The organism is Roseburia lenta (assembly GCF_014287435.1).
In the GTDB taxonomy this organism is placed as follows: domain Bacteria; phylum Bacillota; class Clostridia; order Lachnospirales; family Lachnospiraceae; genus Pararoseburia; species Pararoseburia lenta.
Genome location: NZ_JACOPG010000001.1, coordinates 121,058 through 137,448, shown reverse-complemented (window position 1 = coordinate 137,448; position 16,391 = coordinate 121,058). Strand labels below are relative to the sequence as shown.

Genomic DNA, 16,391 nt, shown 5'->3' with positions numbered 1-16,391 from the left:
ATCTGATCTATTCTCCTAGTTTTCTTTTTGCATATTTTTTATCATGTAGGTCAAAATAGCGGCATTGTCATAGGAAAAATCCGCCTTATTGATCCAGATAACTTCCGGTTTGCTGTGAAACCAGGTCAACTGCCGTTTGGCAAAATGTCTGGTATCTCTTTTGATGCGGTAGATACCTTCCTCCAGACTGCAACTTCCATCTAAAACATCAAAGAGTTCCTTGTAACCCAGTCCCTGCATAGACACCATATCCTTGGTATAGCCCATTTTCTGCAAATGATCGACCTCATCCAAAAGTCCTTCTTCCATCATCTGATCCACTCGCTTATCAATGCGTCTGTAAAGATTTTCCCTGTCGTCATTTAAAACAAAATAACGGAAATCATAAGGTGATTCTTTTTGTCTTTGTTCCTGATTATGTAGGGAGATCGGCTTGCCGTGCATCCGGTAATATTCCAGTGCCCTTATCACACGTTTGATATTATTGGGATGGATGGCATCCGCGCTGGCGGGATCAACCTGTCGCAGACGATCGTGCAAGGCAAGTGCACCCTCCGCCTTTGCAAAGGCTTCTAATTCCGCCCGGATCTTTCCGTCACTGTCTTCTTTGGAAAAATCCGTATCATACAAAAGTGCCTGAATATAAAAGCCCGTACCGCCGACTGCAATGGGAATATGCCCGCGCTCATAGATCTCTGCCATAGCCTCTTTTGCCATAGCGACAAAGCGCGCCACATGAAATTCCTCATCCGGCAACAACTCATCTACCAGATAATGCCTGATGCCATCCATTTCCTCCGGCCGGATCTTGGCGGAACCGATATCCATATATTTGTAGACCTGCATAGAATCACAGGAAATGATCTCGCCTCCGATTGCTTTTGCAAGAGAGATAGAAAGTTCTGTCTTTCCTACTGCCGTTGGTCCGGCAAGGATGATCAAAGGTGGTTTCTTGCTCATAATTATACGATCCTCTTAAATTTCTTCTCTAATTCATATTTGGTCATGGCTATGATCGTCGGTCTGCCATGTGGGCAATGGTAAGGATTTTCCAAGGATAACAATTCATCCAGCAATTCCTCGATCTCCGGATAAGACAGGCGGTTGTTTCCCTTGACCGCCGCCTTGCAGGACATGGAAGCCACTTTTTCTACGATCATATCGTGACCGTCATTGCCTTTTAATTCGCCGCAGGAAGCCAGCAGTTCCATAAAAAATTCTTTGACATCAAAGGAAAAGAGATTGCCCGGCACACCCTCAATGGCAAATTCATTGCCACCAAAAGAGGAAATGACATAGCCCAATTCCGAAAAGACTTCCTCGTAGCGTTTCAGGATATCCTGCTCTGCTCTGGTCAGTGATACAATGATCGGCGGGCTGACGTATTGTGTCGTCATCTCCTTATCCTGCAACTGCTTCATCATGCGCTCAAATAAGACTTTTTCATGGGCGGCATGCTGGTCGATGATATACAACTTATTGTCATGCTCGATCAGCCAGTAGGTATCAAAGACCTGTCCGATGATACGGTGCTTGGCACGCGCCTGCTCGGATAAAAACGAGGTCTGCTCATAAGTAACCTTTTCCTCCCGGCTCTGGTCCTGCTCTTTTTCCTTTTCCTGATAATACTCCTGGTACTTTCTTTCGTATGGCGTGTCCGCATGGATCTGTGCCGTGATCTTCTGGCGCATTTTTTCCAGACGGGACTTTTCAAAAGGTTCCGGTGCCACTTCTATTATGGTTTCTTCTTTTTTGCTCTCCGGTTCGCATGTTATAGACTCACTCCCCGGATCTGTCGCATCGTTCTCTGTCGTCTTACGCAAAGAAGCAGCCTGCACATTTTCATCTAAGGTCACCTCTGCAATGTCCTCTCTTTGATACAGACGTTCAAAGATCAGCGACTTAAAGATGTCCGCGATTGCCATCTCATCATCAAAGCGGACTTCCTGCTTGGTCGGATGTACATTCACATCCACAGATGCTTCCTTGGTCGTGATCATTAGTACACAGAAAGGATACTGATGCTGCATCAGATAGCCTACATAACCTTCTTCCACAGACTTGGAAAGCAGGGGACTCTTGATATATCTGCCGTTGATATAAAAATTCTCCAGACTGCGGTTGCCGCGCGCCACATTGGAATTACCGATAAAACCGCTGACTTTTAAAAGGTCGGTCTCCTTTTCTACCGCAAGCAGGTTGGATGCGATCTGTCTGCCGTAGATCTGATAAATGGTATCCATGAGATTGCCATTGCCGGAGGTATGTATCTTTTCTTTTTTATTGGAAATAAAGCAGAAAGAAATATCCGGGTGCGACAGTGCCAGCCGCTCCATCAGTTCGGAAATATAGGAGGCTTCCGTCGTGTCTGTCTTTAAAAATTTCTTGCGTGCCGGGGTGTTAAAGAACAACTGATAGACCATGATCGTCGTTCCATCCGGTGCCCCGATCTTATCCAAAGATACTTCCTTAGAGCCCTCGATCACATAGCGCACGCCCATAAGGGTATCTGCCGGTTTGGTGATCATTTCTACCCTGGAGACCGCACTGATGCTGGAAAGCGCCTCACCGCGAAAGCCTAGGGTATGGATATCCGCCAGTTCGGATGCGTCCCGGAGTTTTGACGTAGAATGGCGCATAAAAGCGACAGACAATTCGTCCTCCGGGATGCCACAGCCGTTGTCTGTAATGCGGATATAGGATTTGCCGCCATCCTTGATCTCGACCGTGATGGCAGATGCCCCTGCATCGATCGCATTTTCCACAAGTTCCTTTACGACAGAGGAAGGTCTTTCAACGACCTCTCCTGCCGCGATCTTATCTATTGTCGATTTTTCCAGAACCGCTATCTTATTTCTTACCATCGATTTCTTACCTTTACCTGTAGTTCATTGAGCGCATTCATTGCTTCCAGTGGTGTCATATGACTGATGTCCAGATTGCGGAGTTCGTCAATGATCGCATCATCACTGACCGTATCCAAAAAGGACATCTGTGCCTTGTCTACATCATCCAGTGGCTTGGTCTGTTTTTTGCCGCCTGTCGTCTGCCCTTCGACCGCAATATTTTTTGCCAGGTCTACAATATCATTTTCACAAAGCTGGGTCACAATGCGGTTGGCACGATCAATGACCTCATCCGGCAGACCTGCCAATTTGGCAACCGCGATACCATAACTCTTGTCCGCGCCGCCCGGGACGATCTTTCGTAAAAATACAATATCATCACCGTTTTCTTTTACGGCAATGCAGTAATTATGTACACCCTCTAATTTGCCTTCCAACTCCGTCAATTCGTGATAATGGGTGGCAAATAAGGTCTTGGCTCCGATCAGTTTGACATTGCTGATATGCTCGACTACTGCCCAGGCAATGCTGAGTCCGTCAAAGGTACTTGTTCCCCGTCCGATCTCATCCAAGATCAAAAGGGAGTCCTTGGTAGCGTTGCGCAAAATGTTTGCTACCTCATTCATCTCTACCATAAAGGTGGACTGTCCGCTCGCCAGATCGTCCGATGCACCTACACGGGTAAAGATACGGTCTACAATACCGATATTTGCTGACTTTGCCGGAACAAAGCATCCGATCTGTGCCATGAGTACGATCAATGCACTCTGGCGCATATAGGTAGATTTTCCTGCCATATTTGGACCGGTAATGATGGAAACACGCTGCTTTTTGTTGTCTAAATAGGTGTCGTTATCAATAAAGAGCTGCTGATCCATCATCTGCTCGACCACCGGATGTCTACCACCCTTGATGTCAATCAGGCCGCGCGTATTGATCTTTGGTCTGCAATAATGGTTCTTTTCTGCCACATAGGCAAGGGATGCATAGACATCCAGTCTGGCAATGGCTTTTGCCGTTGTCTGAATACGGGACACCTCCGACGCAATGCGGTTGCGCAACTGCCGGAACAATTCGTATTCCAAGGAGATCAGTTTATCTTCCGCTCCCAAAATGGTATCTTCCAACTCTTTTAATTCCGGGGTAAAGAAACGTTCTGCATTGGCAAGCGTCTGTTTTCTCTGATAATCCGCTGGTACCAGATCCTTATAGGAATTGGTCACTTCCAGATAATAGCCAAAAACCTTGTTGTATTTGATCTTTAGATTTTTGATCCCGGTACGCTCTCTTTCTTTCACTTCCAGTTCTGCCAGCCACTTTTTGCCCTCGGTCTTGGCTTTTCTGAGGCGGTCTACTTCCTCATTGTAACCATCCTTTAAGATGCCGCCGTCTCTGGAAGATATCGGTGGTTCTTCACAGATTGCCGCATCAATATCTGCACAGATATCCGATAAACTATCGATATTTTCAGAAAGTTCCACCAGATTTTTTGACTTAAAGTCTGCCAGCACGGTCTTGATCGCCGGCAGCATGGCAACCGAATTTTTAAATGCCAGAAGATCACGCGGATTTGCCGTCTGATATACGATACGGGTGTTCAAACGTTCCAGATCATAGATCGGATTTAAGTATTCCCGCAATTCTTCTCTTGCCATCATATTATGTAAAAGTTCGTCCACGGCATCCAGCCGGTTAGTGATCAAGTCGGCATTGGTCAGGGGCTGTTCGACATCAGAACGGAGCATTCTTGCTCCCATGGCAGTCTTGGTCTTATCCAAGACCCAGAGCAGGGAACCTCTTTTTTGCTTTTCCCGCAAGGTCTCGACCAATTCCAGATTGCGTCTGGTCGAAGAATCCAAGAGCATAAAATTGCCATTGAGATAAGGCTGCACATGGTTGAACTGTTCCAAGGATGACTTCTGGATCTCGGTCAGATACTTCATCAAAGCGCCGGCAGAAATACTTCCCATAGGAAACTCTTCCAGACCAAGGGCAGACAGCCGACTGGTGTGGAAATGTTCCAGCAAGACAGCCACAGCCAGACGGTCATCAAAATAATGAACATCCAATTTTGCGATGGAGATCTGCATGCGTTCTTTGAGATCCGCAATATCGATACCGCTGATGGTAAAATTCTCATTGCAGATGATCTCCGATGGCACATATTTATTGATCTCGTCCAGACAGGAACGGTTGGAATCCACTTCTGTAACAAAGAAATCCGCCGTCGTCACATCTGCGATCGACAGACCGTATTTGTCACCGTCGAAAAAGATGCCCATAATATAATTGTTCTTGGACTCGTCCAAAGACATAGCATCCATATTGGTGCCCGGTGTTACGATACGGGTCACGGCACGCTTTACCATGCCCTTGGCTTCTTTTGGATCCTCGATCTGTTCGCAGACAGCCACTTTATAACCTCTTTGTACCAGGCGTGTCAGATAGGTCTCTGCTGCGTGATATGGCACGCCACACATGGGAGCACGTTCCTCAAGCCCACAACTTTTTCCGGTCAAAGTCAGTTCCAGTTCCTTGGATACGATCTCAGCATCCTCAAAGAACATTTCATAGAAATCACCCAGACGATAAAACAGGATACAGTCCGGATTGGCATCCTTAGTCTGTATGTAATGCTGCATCATGGGCGTTAATTGTTCAAAATCTACACTTTTATGATTCATAATTCACCTGATATCTCTTTATAATCTCTTCTGCAACTTTCATGCCATCCATGGCAGCAGACGTGATCCCGCCTGCATAACCGGCACCTTCTCCGCAAGGATATATCCCCTCCACACTGCCGACAAAGGATCCGTCTCTATGGATGCGGATAGGCGAAGATGTCCTGCTTTCAATGCCAGATAATATGGCATCTTTTCGGTCAAAGCCTGTCATTTTATGTCCGAACAAGGTCATGCCCTCCACAAAAGATGCATTGATCTCCTCAGAAAAAAGTTCCCGCAGATTGGCAAAATCTGTCTTTCCCTTGGTAAGCGAAGCAAAATCGCCATAGGAAGAACTTTTGACATTGCTGCAAAAATCACCGTATAACTGCTGGGGAACGGCTCCCTTTGCCAGGGTATAAGCCTTCTTTTCCAGTGCCATCTGATAAGCGATCGCTCCCATGGGATCATCTAGGGCATACTCGCCCGCCCCCACGGAAACCACAATGGCACTGTTGGCATTGGCAGAATCCCGCTTGGAATAACTCATACCGTTGACCGCCAGATGTTCCTGCATGGAAGATGCATTGACGACATAGCCACCCGGACACATACAAAAGGAATAGACACCACGTCCGTTTTTTAATTTGGTTGCCATCTTATAAGGGGCTGCCGCCAAAAAGCCCGGCGCATCCTTACCGTATTGCGCCTCCTGGATCATGGTCTGTGGATGTTCAATGCGCAGTCCGACCGCAAATTCCTTAGCACTCATGGAGAGTCCGCCCTCATAAAGCATCTGAAAGGAATCTCTGGCACTGTGTCCTAAGGCAAGCACCGCCACTCCGGCATCCAGCCTAATGCTCTCATTTAGACCTGCCTGTCGGATCTTTAAGGCAGACAAAACGCCATCCTTGACCTCGAAATCCTCAAACTTTGTCTCAAAATAGACAAGTCCACCAAGGCGCCGGATCTCCTGTCGCATATTCTTTACGACTTCCTGCAGGATGTCCGTACCGATATGTGGCTTTGCATCCCAAAGGATCTGCCTTGGTGCCCCAAATTCCACAAAAGTCTGCAAAACAAATTGATTTCTGCCGGTCTTGTCCTTAGTCAATGTATTTAATTTACCATCCGAAAAGGTTCCGGCTCCGCCCTCACCAAACTGCACGTTGGACTCTGTATCAAGCAATCCGGTCTGCCAGAATTTTTCCACATCCGCCTGTCTATCTTCGACTGCGCGTCCTCTTTCCAAAAGGATGGGTGAAAAACCGGCGCGTGCCAGCAAAAGCCCGCAAAAAAGCCCTGCCGGTCCCATACCGACAATAACCGGGCGCTTAGAGAGTGGCTGTTCTCCGCTCTTTGGCATCTGAAAAGTCATCGGTTGATACAGGGAAATGTCCGTATCCTTTGCGCATTTCTTTAGTAACTTCTTTTCCTGATGGATGTCCAGACGAACCGCCACGGTATAAATATAAAAAAGATCCGGCTTTTTCCTTGCGTCGATCGAACGCTTCAAGATCTCTATCTCGTAGATCGATGCCACCGTAATATGTATTTTCTTTGCGACCGCCTGCCGTATGCCTTCTGTCTCCTGCTCCGACACGGCAACCTTTAACTGTCTGATTAAGATCATTTTCTTTTTCCTATACAATGCATGCCTGCAAGGGCTCCGCTGGACCAGGCCCATTGCAGATTATAGCCTCCACAGATACCGTCCACATCAAGGACTTCTCCTGCAAAGAAAAGTCCCGGCACAAGTTCAGATTCCATAGTCTTTGGATCGATCCTGTCGGTCTTTACGCCGCCTGCCGTAACCTGCGCATTGGAAAATCCATGGGTATCCGTGATCTTTACTACATAATGACGCAGGGCTGCCAAGAGGCGGGTCACATCCTCTTTGTCACAATCTCCTGCCAGTTTTTCTGCCGAAAGCCCGGCTCTTTTTAAGATCGGGGCGATCAGTTTGTCGTGCAAGAGTCCCTGTAAACTCTGCTCCAAGGTCAGGTTTCCTTCCCGCATCTGCAAACGTCTCTGTAAGAGTCCTTCCGCCTCTGTCTTAGCATACTCTGGCAAAAAGTCCACTTCCAGACAGACATCTTTTTTCTCCAAGAGTCCATATGCCGCCAGCCGGCTGGACTGAAAGACTACAATGCCTGAAAGCCCATAATCAGTGATCTGTAATTCTCCCCGCCAGAAAGCGGTCTTCTTATCGTCGATCCAGGTCGTGATCCCGGCATCTGCCCGAACACCCGCAGCCATTTTTACCAAAGGATCCGCCGCATGCAGTTGCACAAGTGCCGGTACCGGCTCTGCGATCTCATGCCCCAGACAGGACGCCAGATAATAACCGTCCCCTCGGCTGCCACGGATAGCAGATGCCTTGCCGCCACAGGCAAGAATGACGCTTCCTGCCGTAAAGGTCTCTTTATCCGCCGTAGTAACGAGAAATCCCGGATCTGTCATTTCGATACGCTTGACCTGTTTTTCCATGACCAGCGTCACAGACAGCCTTTGGATCTCTTGTAATAAAGCCTCCTGAACACTCTTTGCCTGCTTGCTCCGCGGATACAAAAGCCCCTCCTGTTCATAGGGCTCAATGCCAAGCCCTCGAAAGAAATCTTCCGTATCCTGCTCTGAAAAGGCAGCAAAGACCTGCTCTAAGAAAGCCCTGTCGGCTCCATAATAATTGTGCAGGTCTATAGCCCGGTTGGTGTAATTACACTTGCCGTTTCCGGTCGCCAAAATCTTTTTTCCAAGTCTATCATTAAATTCGATCACAAGGACAGATGCACCGGCTCTGGCTGCAAAAATAGCCGCCATCATACCTGCGGCTCCACCGCCTGCCACAATGACATCATATCCCCTACTACTAGTATTCTTCATAAAAATCACCACATGTCATTGTAGCATAAGCCCTGTCAATTCTCAACACTGGCGAGGCAGTTTTATATAACTAACTGCTGTAATTTTCCAAAAAGGCAAAGAGATCTTTTTCGCTGGAAAAATCCATGCCGTCTCTTAAGTCTTCGACCACATCTTCCGGCAGGCGCTCCTTTGCGATATCCGTCGTCAGATACTTTTTCCAGTCAACGATCTCATAAACTACGACCGTGTCATTTTCTAAGAGCACCATATACTTTGCCTGGTTTTCACTGGCACTTGGTATGCTGGAATTTTCGGTCAGAAGCATCCTGTCTTCTTCCTCCGCCTCTCTCTGGTCTTTTTCACTTGTTTTTGCAATGGCAAAAAAGATGAGTGCCAGAGCCACCAGTCCAATACATAAAAAAATACAAATACTGTTTGTTCGTTTCATTTTCATCACCACAAACAGTATTTGCATTTCAAAAAAATATATTCATGATTCCTGCAACAAGTGCATTTTCTTTGCCAGCGCAATGATAGTATTGCCTTTTGGCATACGCGCCAGTTCGGATTCTGTCAGTCCCTTCATCAGCAAAAGCAGAACAAAGTAGATCAGAACACCGACACAGATACTAAGAATCGTTGCAATTGCATTGGAATTGATGATCTTGTGCACCAGTTCATAGGACAGGAAAACTCCGATTCCCATCACGATGGACGCAAACAGCGGAATGATATAGGTCTTTTGCAGATTCACGCTTGCTCCACTATAACGGCGCAGTGCCAGATCATTTAAGATGCAGACACACAGTCCGTAAATATTATTAGCGATCACGACCGCATAGATATTCAGATCAAACAGTTCCATCAAAAGGAATAAGGCTATGACATGTACCAACAAAGAGATCACAGCATTGATAACCGGTGTCTTCATGCGGTCGATCCCCTGCAAAAGTCCATTGGTCAGGGTCGATAGTCCAAAGAGTGCAATGGAAATGGTTCCCAGCAGCATGATCATCATAGTCGTCTTGTCTCCATCATGGAATAAAAGCAGGTTGAGCGGTCTGCCCAAGATTGCCATGCCAATCGTTGACGGAATTGCAATGACCATAATAAAACGTGTCGCCAGAGAGATCTGTCGATTTACCGTATCAAAATCTTTGGCATGGTATGCTGTAGAAAGACTCGGTACACTGGATGCCGCCAAAGAAGATGCAATGGAGATCGGCACATTGGTCAGAACAATAAACTGACCGGAATATACACCCCACCATTCCGAAATCTGCTTTGCGGAATAGCCTTGTAAAGATGCGATATTTTTAAATACCCCCTGGTCAATAAGGGTGCTGACATTGTAAACGATCGTGCTGAGCAGGATCGGGAAAATGGTCAGTAAAAGCATCTTTAATACATGTCCATAGGACTCCTGCTCGCGATGATGGTCGCGCCGCATACGCTTTTTAAAGCGTTTCCGATAGACCAGATAAACAAAGAGCACAAATAGGAAAGCCAGAAAGGCACCTGCCGCCGTACCAAGGGTTCCACCCGCAGCACCATAGGCTGCCGCGTAAGCATCCGCATCACCTAATACCGCTCCTACCCTCTTTCCGTAGGAATAAAGCATATAAGCGGCAACCACACTGACGATGGCATTTAAGATCTGCTCCGCTACCTGGGAAAAGGCACTCGGCATCATGGTATTTAAGCCCTGGAAAAATCCTCGGAATACACCGAGCAGAGCCACGACAAATACGGTCGGTGCCAGAACCTTAAGAGCGATTGCACTCAAAGGTGTCTTTAGCAGTGTCCCGGTAAAGTAATCGGCACCAAAATACAAGAGCAAAGCACCAAGCCCGCCACTAACGATAGCAAATCCAAGCGCTCCCTTAAATACCCGGAAAGCATCTTTTGCTCTGCCATTTCCCATTCTGGATGCGACCAGTTTGGAGACCGCCAGCGGCAGACTGAATGATGACATGATCAATATAATATTGTATATACTGTATGCCGTTCCATAATAATCATTACCCGTCTTTCCAATGATCGCCGTCAACGGGATACGATAAATAAGTCCCACGATACGGCTGATAATGGATGCAATGGCAAGGATGGATCCCTGCATAATAAAACTGGCATCACTGTTCTTTGACTTACCCAATTTTTACCTCTTAACTCTTACTGTGCTGATGAGAATTCCTCTTCGGTCGCATAGAATGCGGAGTCATCTGCATACTGACTCTGGATGATGCATACCCATGTCTTACCCTGATTTAAAACGATCTCATTGCCGTCGTTGTCATAGTAATGTGTGATACCGTCATCGCCCTTGCGCCATGTGATGTCGATCATCTTACCCTGGGTAAAGAACTTACCTTCTCCGGAACCGGAAACGGTAATATTTAAGTACTGGGTTCCCTCATAGATACTATTATTGACGTTCTGGAAAATAATATTCGAAACCTCTACCTGCTTACCGTCCACAGCGTCGATCTGCTCAGCGCCAAACTGGTATCTGGCATAGGTCTGGCTATCCTTATTGTAAATAAAATACGGATGGTTGTAGAAATAATACGGCTTTACAACCACACAGTCTGTGCCTGCGGATAAGGTATTTGGACTGTCATCCTCTGCAAAGATATAGTGTCCGTCATAAGATGCATCATACTGTGTGTCGTACCCCTTCTTTGCAATACCGCTGGCGATACCCTCTGCACTCGTATATGCGTTGTGTGGTGCAGCATGTTCGCTGGTACGGTAGAATGTATCTCCCAAAGATCCGTCCAAGCCGCTCAGATTATCCACGATACCGGTAGCAAGCAGTTGCTCGCCCTGTACGCTCTGTCCGAAATGCACATAAATGGCATCAAACTCTGCAGCAAACTGGGCATAATACGGACGACAACTACGCACATTTCCCATCTGTGTCAGATCGGCATAATCTTCGTAGATCGCCATCATTCTGGTGATCGAGCCTTCAACCGGAGCCTCATACAAAACACCGGCAGAATTGATACCATACTGTGGCAGAGCCGCTTTGGTATTCTCTGTCATGACGGCAACGGCACGACTGCGGCCGATCGACTGATCTACCCATTCTCCGGTCAGATAAGATTTGACCTGTCCGTCATGGTTGACTTCTTCCTCTTTTTCAACGACCTCTTTGGTCTGCCCATCATCTTTTTTCTGATGGGTGACAACAAATGCAGCAGTGCCTCCTGCGAGCGCCACTACAACGGCACAGATAATGCCGATCAATGCTTTCTTAGACATTCTTTTCTTCCTCCCTCGTAATATGTAATAAATCTAAGATATAAGACTGTTTTTCTTCCATAAGGGTTGCCTCATCCGGGGTCATATGATCATAGCCCATCAGATGCAGCATACTGTGTGCGATCAAAAAAGCATATTCCCTCTTCCGGGAATGTCCGTATTCTTTTGCCTGCGCCAAAACATGATCTACAGAGATCACAATATCTCCTAAGATCAGTTCATCATTTTCTGATGTTGCCGACAGATCAAGCAAAGAAAAGTCTCCCGGTGCCGGATAATCCATCATAGGAAAAGACAATACATCCGTAGACCGGTCCATTTCCCGGAATTGCTGGTTTAATTCATGGATCGCCGCGTCATCGGTAAGTACCAGGCTCACCTCGACTTCGTATGGAAATTCTTCCACTTCCAAAGCCTTATCAATGACATCCTCTGCCACCTTGCGGTAGTCAAAGGAAAATGGGATATCCACCTCTTCTTCTAATAATAATGTCATAACAAAGAATCCTCCCGGACTAATTTCTCACGGATCTTCAAAAACTGATTGATGCTGATCCCCGACTCGTCATAGATCCCCTTTTGCGATAATTCATTCAACGTCTGATATATTACCATATCTTGGTTCCATGTGCTAGACATAGTATCCTGATCCAAAAGTTCGATCTTGGTCACCAGAGCATCTACCATGTGCACGATCGCCGATTCCGGTGTCTGTGGCAGGCGCAAAATACCCCCGTATTCCTCCATGACCGCCATGACATCAGTCGGAAAACAATGGTTGTTTGCCAGCCGCAGTGCATTGTCAATCTCCGGCTCGCCTTCCATCTTGCCCAGTCGGTAATAAAATCCTGCCATCATAGCACAGGGTGCATCTGCACCGATCTCACCCGCGCAGATCCCCGCTAAACGCGAAACCCGCCTGCCGTGATTGTATTCTGCCATAGAAAACCGTCGGATATCCATGACCAGCGGATAGGTATCTTCCAAAAAAAGCCGATATGATCCTTCCAGTTCTGTCTGATTTTTTTGTAGAAGCCAGGGAACCAGGGCAAGAACTACAAAAGCGTAGGCTATGCCATCCCCCAATCCCCACAAGACCTGTCGGATCCCCAGTGTGTGATGGGAAAGATAATAAAATACGATCGGCAGTAAAAATCCCAGAACAAAATAAAGCAAATGAATGCCAAAAAACGACGTCTTTTCCCTGCCCTGCAAATAAGGGGTCAATAAAATACCACAGATGACCAAAAGGCTATAGCAGACGATCTCATACAGGCTGAGACTTTGTGTGATACCTAAGAGTAAGACCATATAAAGTCCAAGTCCTAAGGCAAGCACATCATCCATTGCCGGAAACAAAAGTATGCCGATCAGCAAGACCGGTGTAAAAAAATGCGGACAAAAGGATCCTGCAAGCAGGACTGCCCACGCCGGCAAGACCGATAAAAATACCTTTTGATAAGAAGCGGACTGCTTCTGGGGAAGTTCTCCTAATAAACGGTGCTTCATCAGGGCAAGCATAAAGATCAGAAAGAAACTGATGTCTAAAGTTACAAGGCATAAAAGTTGATCCAAAAGGATCTCTTGTCCTAGGCAAAGTAAGACCTGCCCCGCCAGGAAAAGAAGTCCCATACCCAGACAGTATGTCAGTCTTTTGCTGGAAATATTATTTTCTTCCACGGTCTTTTCCATGTGTCTTTCCAACCTTTTTCTTTTTGTTTTTCGTATCTTCTTTCTTCTCGTAGACCTCGTATGCGTGTACGATCTTTTGTACCAGAGGATGTCGGACAACATCCGCACCGCTCAATTTACAGATACTGATCTCATCTACACTGCTAAGGACATCCACAGCCACATCCAGACCGGATCTGGCACTTGCCGGAAGATCCTTTTGTGTCGCATCTCCCGTAATGACCGCCTTGGATCCAAAACCGATACGGGTCAGAAACATCTTCATCTGCGCCGGTGTCGTATTCTGTGCCTCGTCTAGGATGATAAAGGCATTATCCAGAGTCCTGCCTCGCATATAGGCAAGCGGTGCCACCTCAATCAGACCTTTTTCCATATTGCGTGCAAAACTCTCTGCCCCCATGATCTGATAAAGGGCATCATACAAAGGACGCAGATAAGGATCTACCTTGCTCTGCATATCCCCCGGCAAAAAGCCAAGTTTCTCTCCGGCTTCGATCGCCGGTCGTGTCAGGATGATACGGCTGACTTCTTCCCGCTGAAAGGCCGTGATCGCCATTGCCATGGCAAGATATGTCTTACCGGTACCTGCCGGACCGATACCAAAAGTGATCATCTGATCCCGGATCGCATCCACATAGGCTTTTTGTCCGATCGTCTTGGGCTTGATCGGCTTACCGGAGGTCGTATGACAGATACAGTCGTCTGCCAGATCTTCCACCGCCTTGGTCGGCAGTTTCTGTTCGGTCAGTCCCAGCAGATAATTGACTTCCTGCTTGGTGATCGTCTCTCCCTTTTTTGAAAGTGCATAAAGACGCTGCATGATATCAGCTGCACTTTTGATCTTGTCTTCCTCTCCGATTACCTTTAAGCGGTCGTCGCGTGCGATAAAGGTAACCGAAAGTGTCTGTTCGATCAGTTTAATATTGGCATCAAACTGCCCAAAGATATTCTCCAGATGTTCTACTGGTATATCAAGAATACATTCTTTTTCACTCATAAATGCTTTCCTTTATATCGGATATTTCCGGCAGGTCCGTTTGTTTCTTTTCGGTCGCCGGAGATTGCAAAAGCAATTCTCCGTGCATGGTGCACAAATCATTACTGTATTCCATAATAACATTTTTATCCATTATTTGAATACCTTTTTCCTCAAAGTTTTTTTGCAAGTCGTCAAGATGTATTTGCATGATTTCCTGCATTTCTTTTTTACTATGTGACGTTTTCTGCAATTTATAGGATTTTTCTGTCAAATAGTTGCAATAGATTGGAAGATCCCAAACGCCTCCCAGAGAGATCGGATGGATCTCTCTTAAGGTCGTATGCTGTGTTTTTCCCAACATATAGGGAACGACATTAAAATAAGAACCATTGGTGCCAAAGACAAGGTATTCCCTACGCTGCCCCATCTCGATCCTTTTCTGATAGGTCATTTCTTCCGCAAAGGAAAAGGCATAGACGCCCTCGATCAAAACATCCCCGTCCGCATTTTTGGGAGCATATGCCAAAGTCTGGTCTCCGGCATCGTTGGTGATGGCGATCCAGCCATAGATCAGGACATCCCCCTTTTTGACATCGCTTCCCTTTTCCACTGCCGCCGTTCCATCGCGTACATAAAGAGACGTGACCTTACCATCGCATGGTGCAAGCAGGTCCATGCCGCTTTTTTCTTCCGTCTGCGCTTCTTCGGCTGCCGCCATCTTTTCTTTCATAGCGATCTGTAAGGAGGAACCTTCCATGGAAACCGATACCCAGATGACCTCCGGAAAATCTGCAAGGATTTCTTTTTCCAGAATCTCGCAATCCATGTCTTTCTTTTTGCTGCCGATTCCCTGTCCTTTCCGGCTCAGATAGGATTCCAGCATTTCCTCCGTCACAAAGGAATTGCCCGACACCCGGATCATCCAGATATAACCTGAGACATAAAAAAGAAGGGCAAGCATGGCGAAGATGCCCAGGACATAGCCAGCCTTGTGACGGTATCTGTGCAAAGAAAAGGGCAGACCGATCTTCTTTTGTATCCGCACCCTAGATTTGGTCTTATGCAGTATGTCATGCAATTTCCAGACATCGTTTCCGTAGAGCATAGCCTGCATATGATAAGGATCCTGACTCTTTACATCCCATAAAAAAATCCCCCGGCTAATACATATTCTGATCAGACGGGGAAGATCATCTCCTGTAAATGCTACGCACACATAGCCTTTAAGAAAACGAAATAAGATCAATGATTCTTTTCCTTTACCTCTATTTTTTCAATGTTTCCGGCAATCTGCATCTCGGTCCTGGTATAATAGCAGATCCGCAGATGATCTCCCAAAATGCTGACTTCCTCCTCCTTGGACTGCACAATGATCAGTTTGTCATGATACTCGATCAGACCCTTGTAATTTTCGATCAAGGCGCTGCGGTTTCCCAGAAGGGTCAATTGGATCATACCGATCATCAAAGGATTTTCCAGCGGTTCCTCCCGCTCTAAAAGATTGCCGATCGTCCTCTTATCATTTTTCATCATAATGCAGTATATGAGTCATGCCAGAAACATATGCCTCAAAAGGTCTTTTTACTTGTGATATGGCTCGCCACGCATAATGCGGTAAGACCGGTAGATCTGCTCCAAAAGAATGACCCGCATCAACTGATGTGGAAAGGTCATCTTTGAAAAACTCAAGGCATAGTCACTGCGTTTTAAAACAGCGGTATCCAAACCGATCGAACCACCGATCACAAAGACCAGACTGGACTTACCCGCCAGTCCCAGACGGTCGATTTCCTTGGATAAGCCTTCCGATGTCAGCATCCTTCCATCGATTTCTAAGGTGATACAATAATCGCTGTCTTTGATGTGTTTGAGCAGACGCTCACCTTCCTTTTTGCGGATCAGATCGTTTTCCGCCTCGGATGCATTTTCCTTGGTCTTTTCATCGGCAACTTCGATCATCTGCAATTTGCAGTAGCGGCTCAGACGCTTTTGGTATTCTGCGATCGCATCACGAAAATATTTTTCCTTGATCTGTCCGACACACAAGATGGTAATATTCATACCTTAATTTCCTCC

Annotated in this window: 14 protein-coding genes; all 14 read right to left on the bottom strand. The window is 46.6% G+C overall.

What is annotated here, in order from left to right; translation table 11 throughout:
• Positions 1-15: 15 nt before the first annotated feature.
• The 14 genes from miaA to rlmH all read right to left on the bottom strand — a co-directional run bounded on the left by miaA (position 16) and on the right by rlmH (position 16,376).
• On the bottom strand, positions 16-960 hold the full coding sequence (gene miaA / locus H8R94_RS00650) for a tRNA (adenosine(37)-N6)-dimethylallyltransferase MiaA (RefSeq protein ID WP_186853593.1): 945 nt from the start codon (positions 958-960) through the stop codon (positions 16-18).
• 2 nt (positions 961-962) lie between these two features.
• Positions 963-2,864: a DNA mismatch repair endonuclease MutL gene (gene mutL, locus H8R94_RS00645; RefSeq protein ID WP_186853592.1), complete on the bottom strand. Its 1,902-nt coding sequence runs from the start codon at positions 2,862-2,864 to the stop codon at positions 963-965.
• On the bottom strand, positions 2,858-5,530 hold the full coding sequence (mutS, locus tag H8R94_RS00640) for a DNA mismatch repair protein MutS (protein ID WP_243238424.1): 2,673 nt from the start codon (positions 5,528-5,530) through the stop codon (positions 2,858-2,860). Before mutS ends, mutL begins: the two co-directional genes overlap by 7 nt.
• The gene (locus H8R94_RS00635; protein WP_186853591.1) at positions 5,520-7,145 is read right to left on the bottom strand and encodes an NAD(P)/FAD-dependent oxidoreductase; all 1,626 of its coding nucleotides are present in this window, start codon (positions 7,143-7,145) and stop codon (positions 5,520-5,522) included. Before H8R94_RS00635 ends, mutS begins: the two co-directional genes overlap by 11 nt.
• Complete coding sequence (locus H8R94_RS00630) at positions 7,142-8,395, bottom strand: BaiN/RdsA family NAD(P)/FAD-dependent oxidoreductase (protein ID WP_186853590.1); 1,254 nt, start codon at positions 8,393-8,395, stop codon at positions 7,142-7,144. Before H8R94_RS00630 ends, H8R94_RS00635 begins: the two co-directional genes overlap by 4 nt.
• A gap of 70 nt (positions 8,396-8,465) precedes the next feature.
• On the bottom strand, positions 8,466-8,825 hold the full coding sequence (locus tag H8R94_RS00625; protein WP_118281231.1) for a hypothetical protein: 360 nt from the start codon (positions 8,823-8,825) through the stop codon (positions 8,466-8,468).
• A 42-nt stretch (positions 8,826-8,867) separates the two neighbouring features.
• Positions 8,868-10,532 (bottom strand): putative polysaccharide biosynthesis protein, encoded by a 1,665-nt coding sequence (locus H8R94_RS00620; protein ID WP_243238423.1) that lies wholly within the window; start codon positions 10,530-10,532, stop codon positions 8,868-8,870.
• Between the two features lie 17 nt (positions 10,533-10,549).
• On the bottom strand, positions 10,550-11,644 hold the full coding sequence (locus H8R94_RS00615) for a DUF3048 domain-containing protein (protein ID WP_118281233.1): 1,095 nt from the start codon (positions 11,642-11,644) through the stop codon (positions 10,550-10,552).
• Positions 11,637-12,140 carry an rRNA maturation RNase YbeY gene (gene ybeY, locus H8R94_RS00610; RefSeq protein WP_118281234.1) on the bottom strand — a complete coding sequence of 168 codons (504 nt, stop codon included), beginning with the start codon at positions 12,138-12,140 and terminating at the stop codon, positions 11,637-11,639. The genes H8R94_RS00615 and ybeY overlap by 8 nt, the downstream gene beginning before the upstream one ends.
• On the bottom strand, positions 12,137-13,336 hold the full coding sequence (locus tag H8R94_RS00605) for a hypothetical protein (RefSeq protein ID WP_118281235.1): 1,200 nt from the start codon (positions 13,334-13,336) through the stop codon (positions 12,137-12,139). Before H8R94_RS00605 ends, ybeY begins: the two co-directional genes overlap by 4 nt.
• The gene (locus H8R94_RS00600) at positions 13,311-14,333 is read right to left on the bottom strand and encodes a PhoH family protein (protein WP_118281236.1); all 1,023 of its coding nucleotides are present in this window, start codon (positions 14,331-14,333) and stop codon (positions 13,311-13,313) included. Before H8R94_RS00600 ends, H8R94_RS00605 begins: the two co-directional genes overlap by 26 nt.
• Entirely contained in the window at positions 14,326-15,561 is a 1,236-nt protein-coding gene (locus H8R94_RS00595) for a sporulation protein YqfD (RefSeq protein ID WP_118281237.1), read from the bottom strand. Before H8R94_RS00595 ends, H8R94_RS00600 begins: the two co-directional genes overlap by 8 nt.
• Complete coding sequence (locus tag H8R94_RS00590) at positions 15,558-15,848, bottom strand: YabP/YqfC family sporulation protein (RefSeq protein ID WP_118281238.1); 291 nt, start codon at positions 15,846-15,848, stop codon at positions 15,558-15,560. Before H8R94_RS00590 ends, H8R94_RS00595 begins: the two co-directional genes overlap by 4 nt.
• 48 nt (positions 15,849-15,896) lie before the next feature.
• Positions 15,897-16,376, bottom strand: a complete 480-nt coding sequence (gene rlmH / locus H8R94_RS00585; protein ID WP_118281239.1) for a 23S rRNA (pseudouridine(1915)-N(3))-methyltransferase RlmH — start codon at positions 16,374-16,376, stop codon at positions 15,897-15,899.
• Between the last annotated feature and the right edge of the window lie 15 nt (positions 16,377-16,391).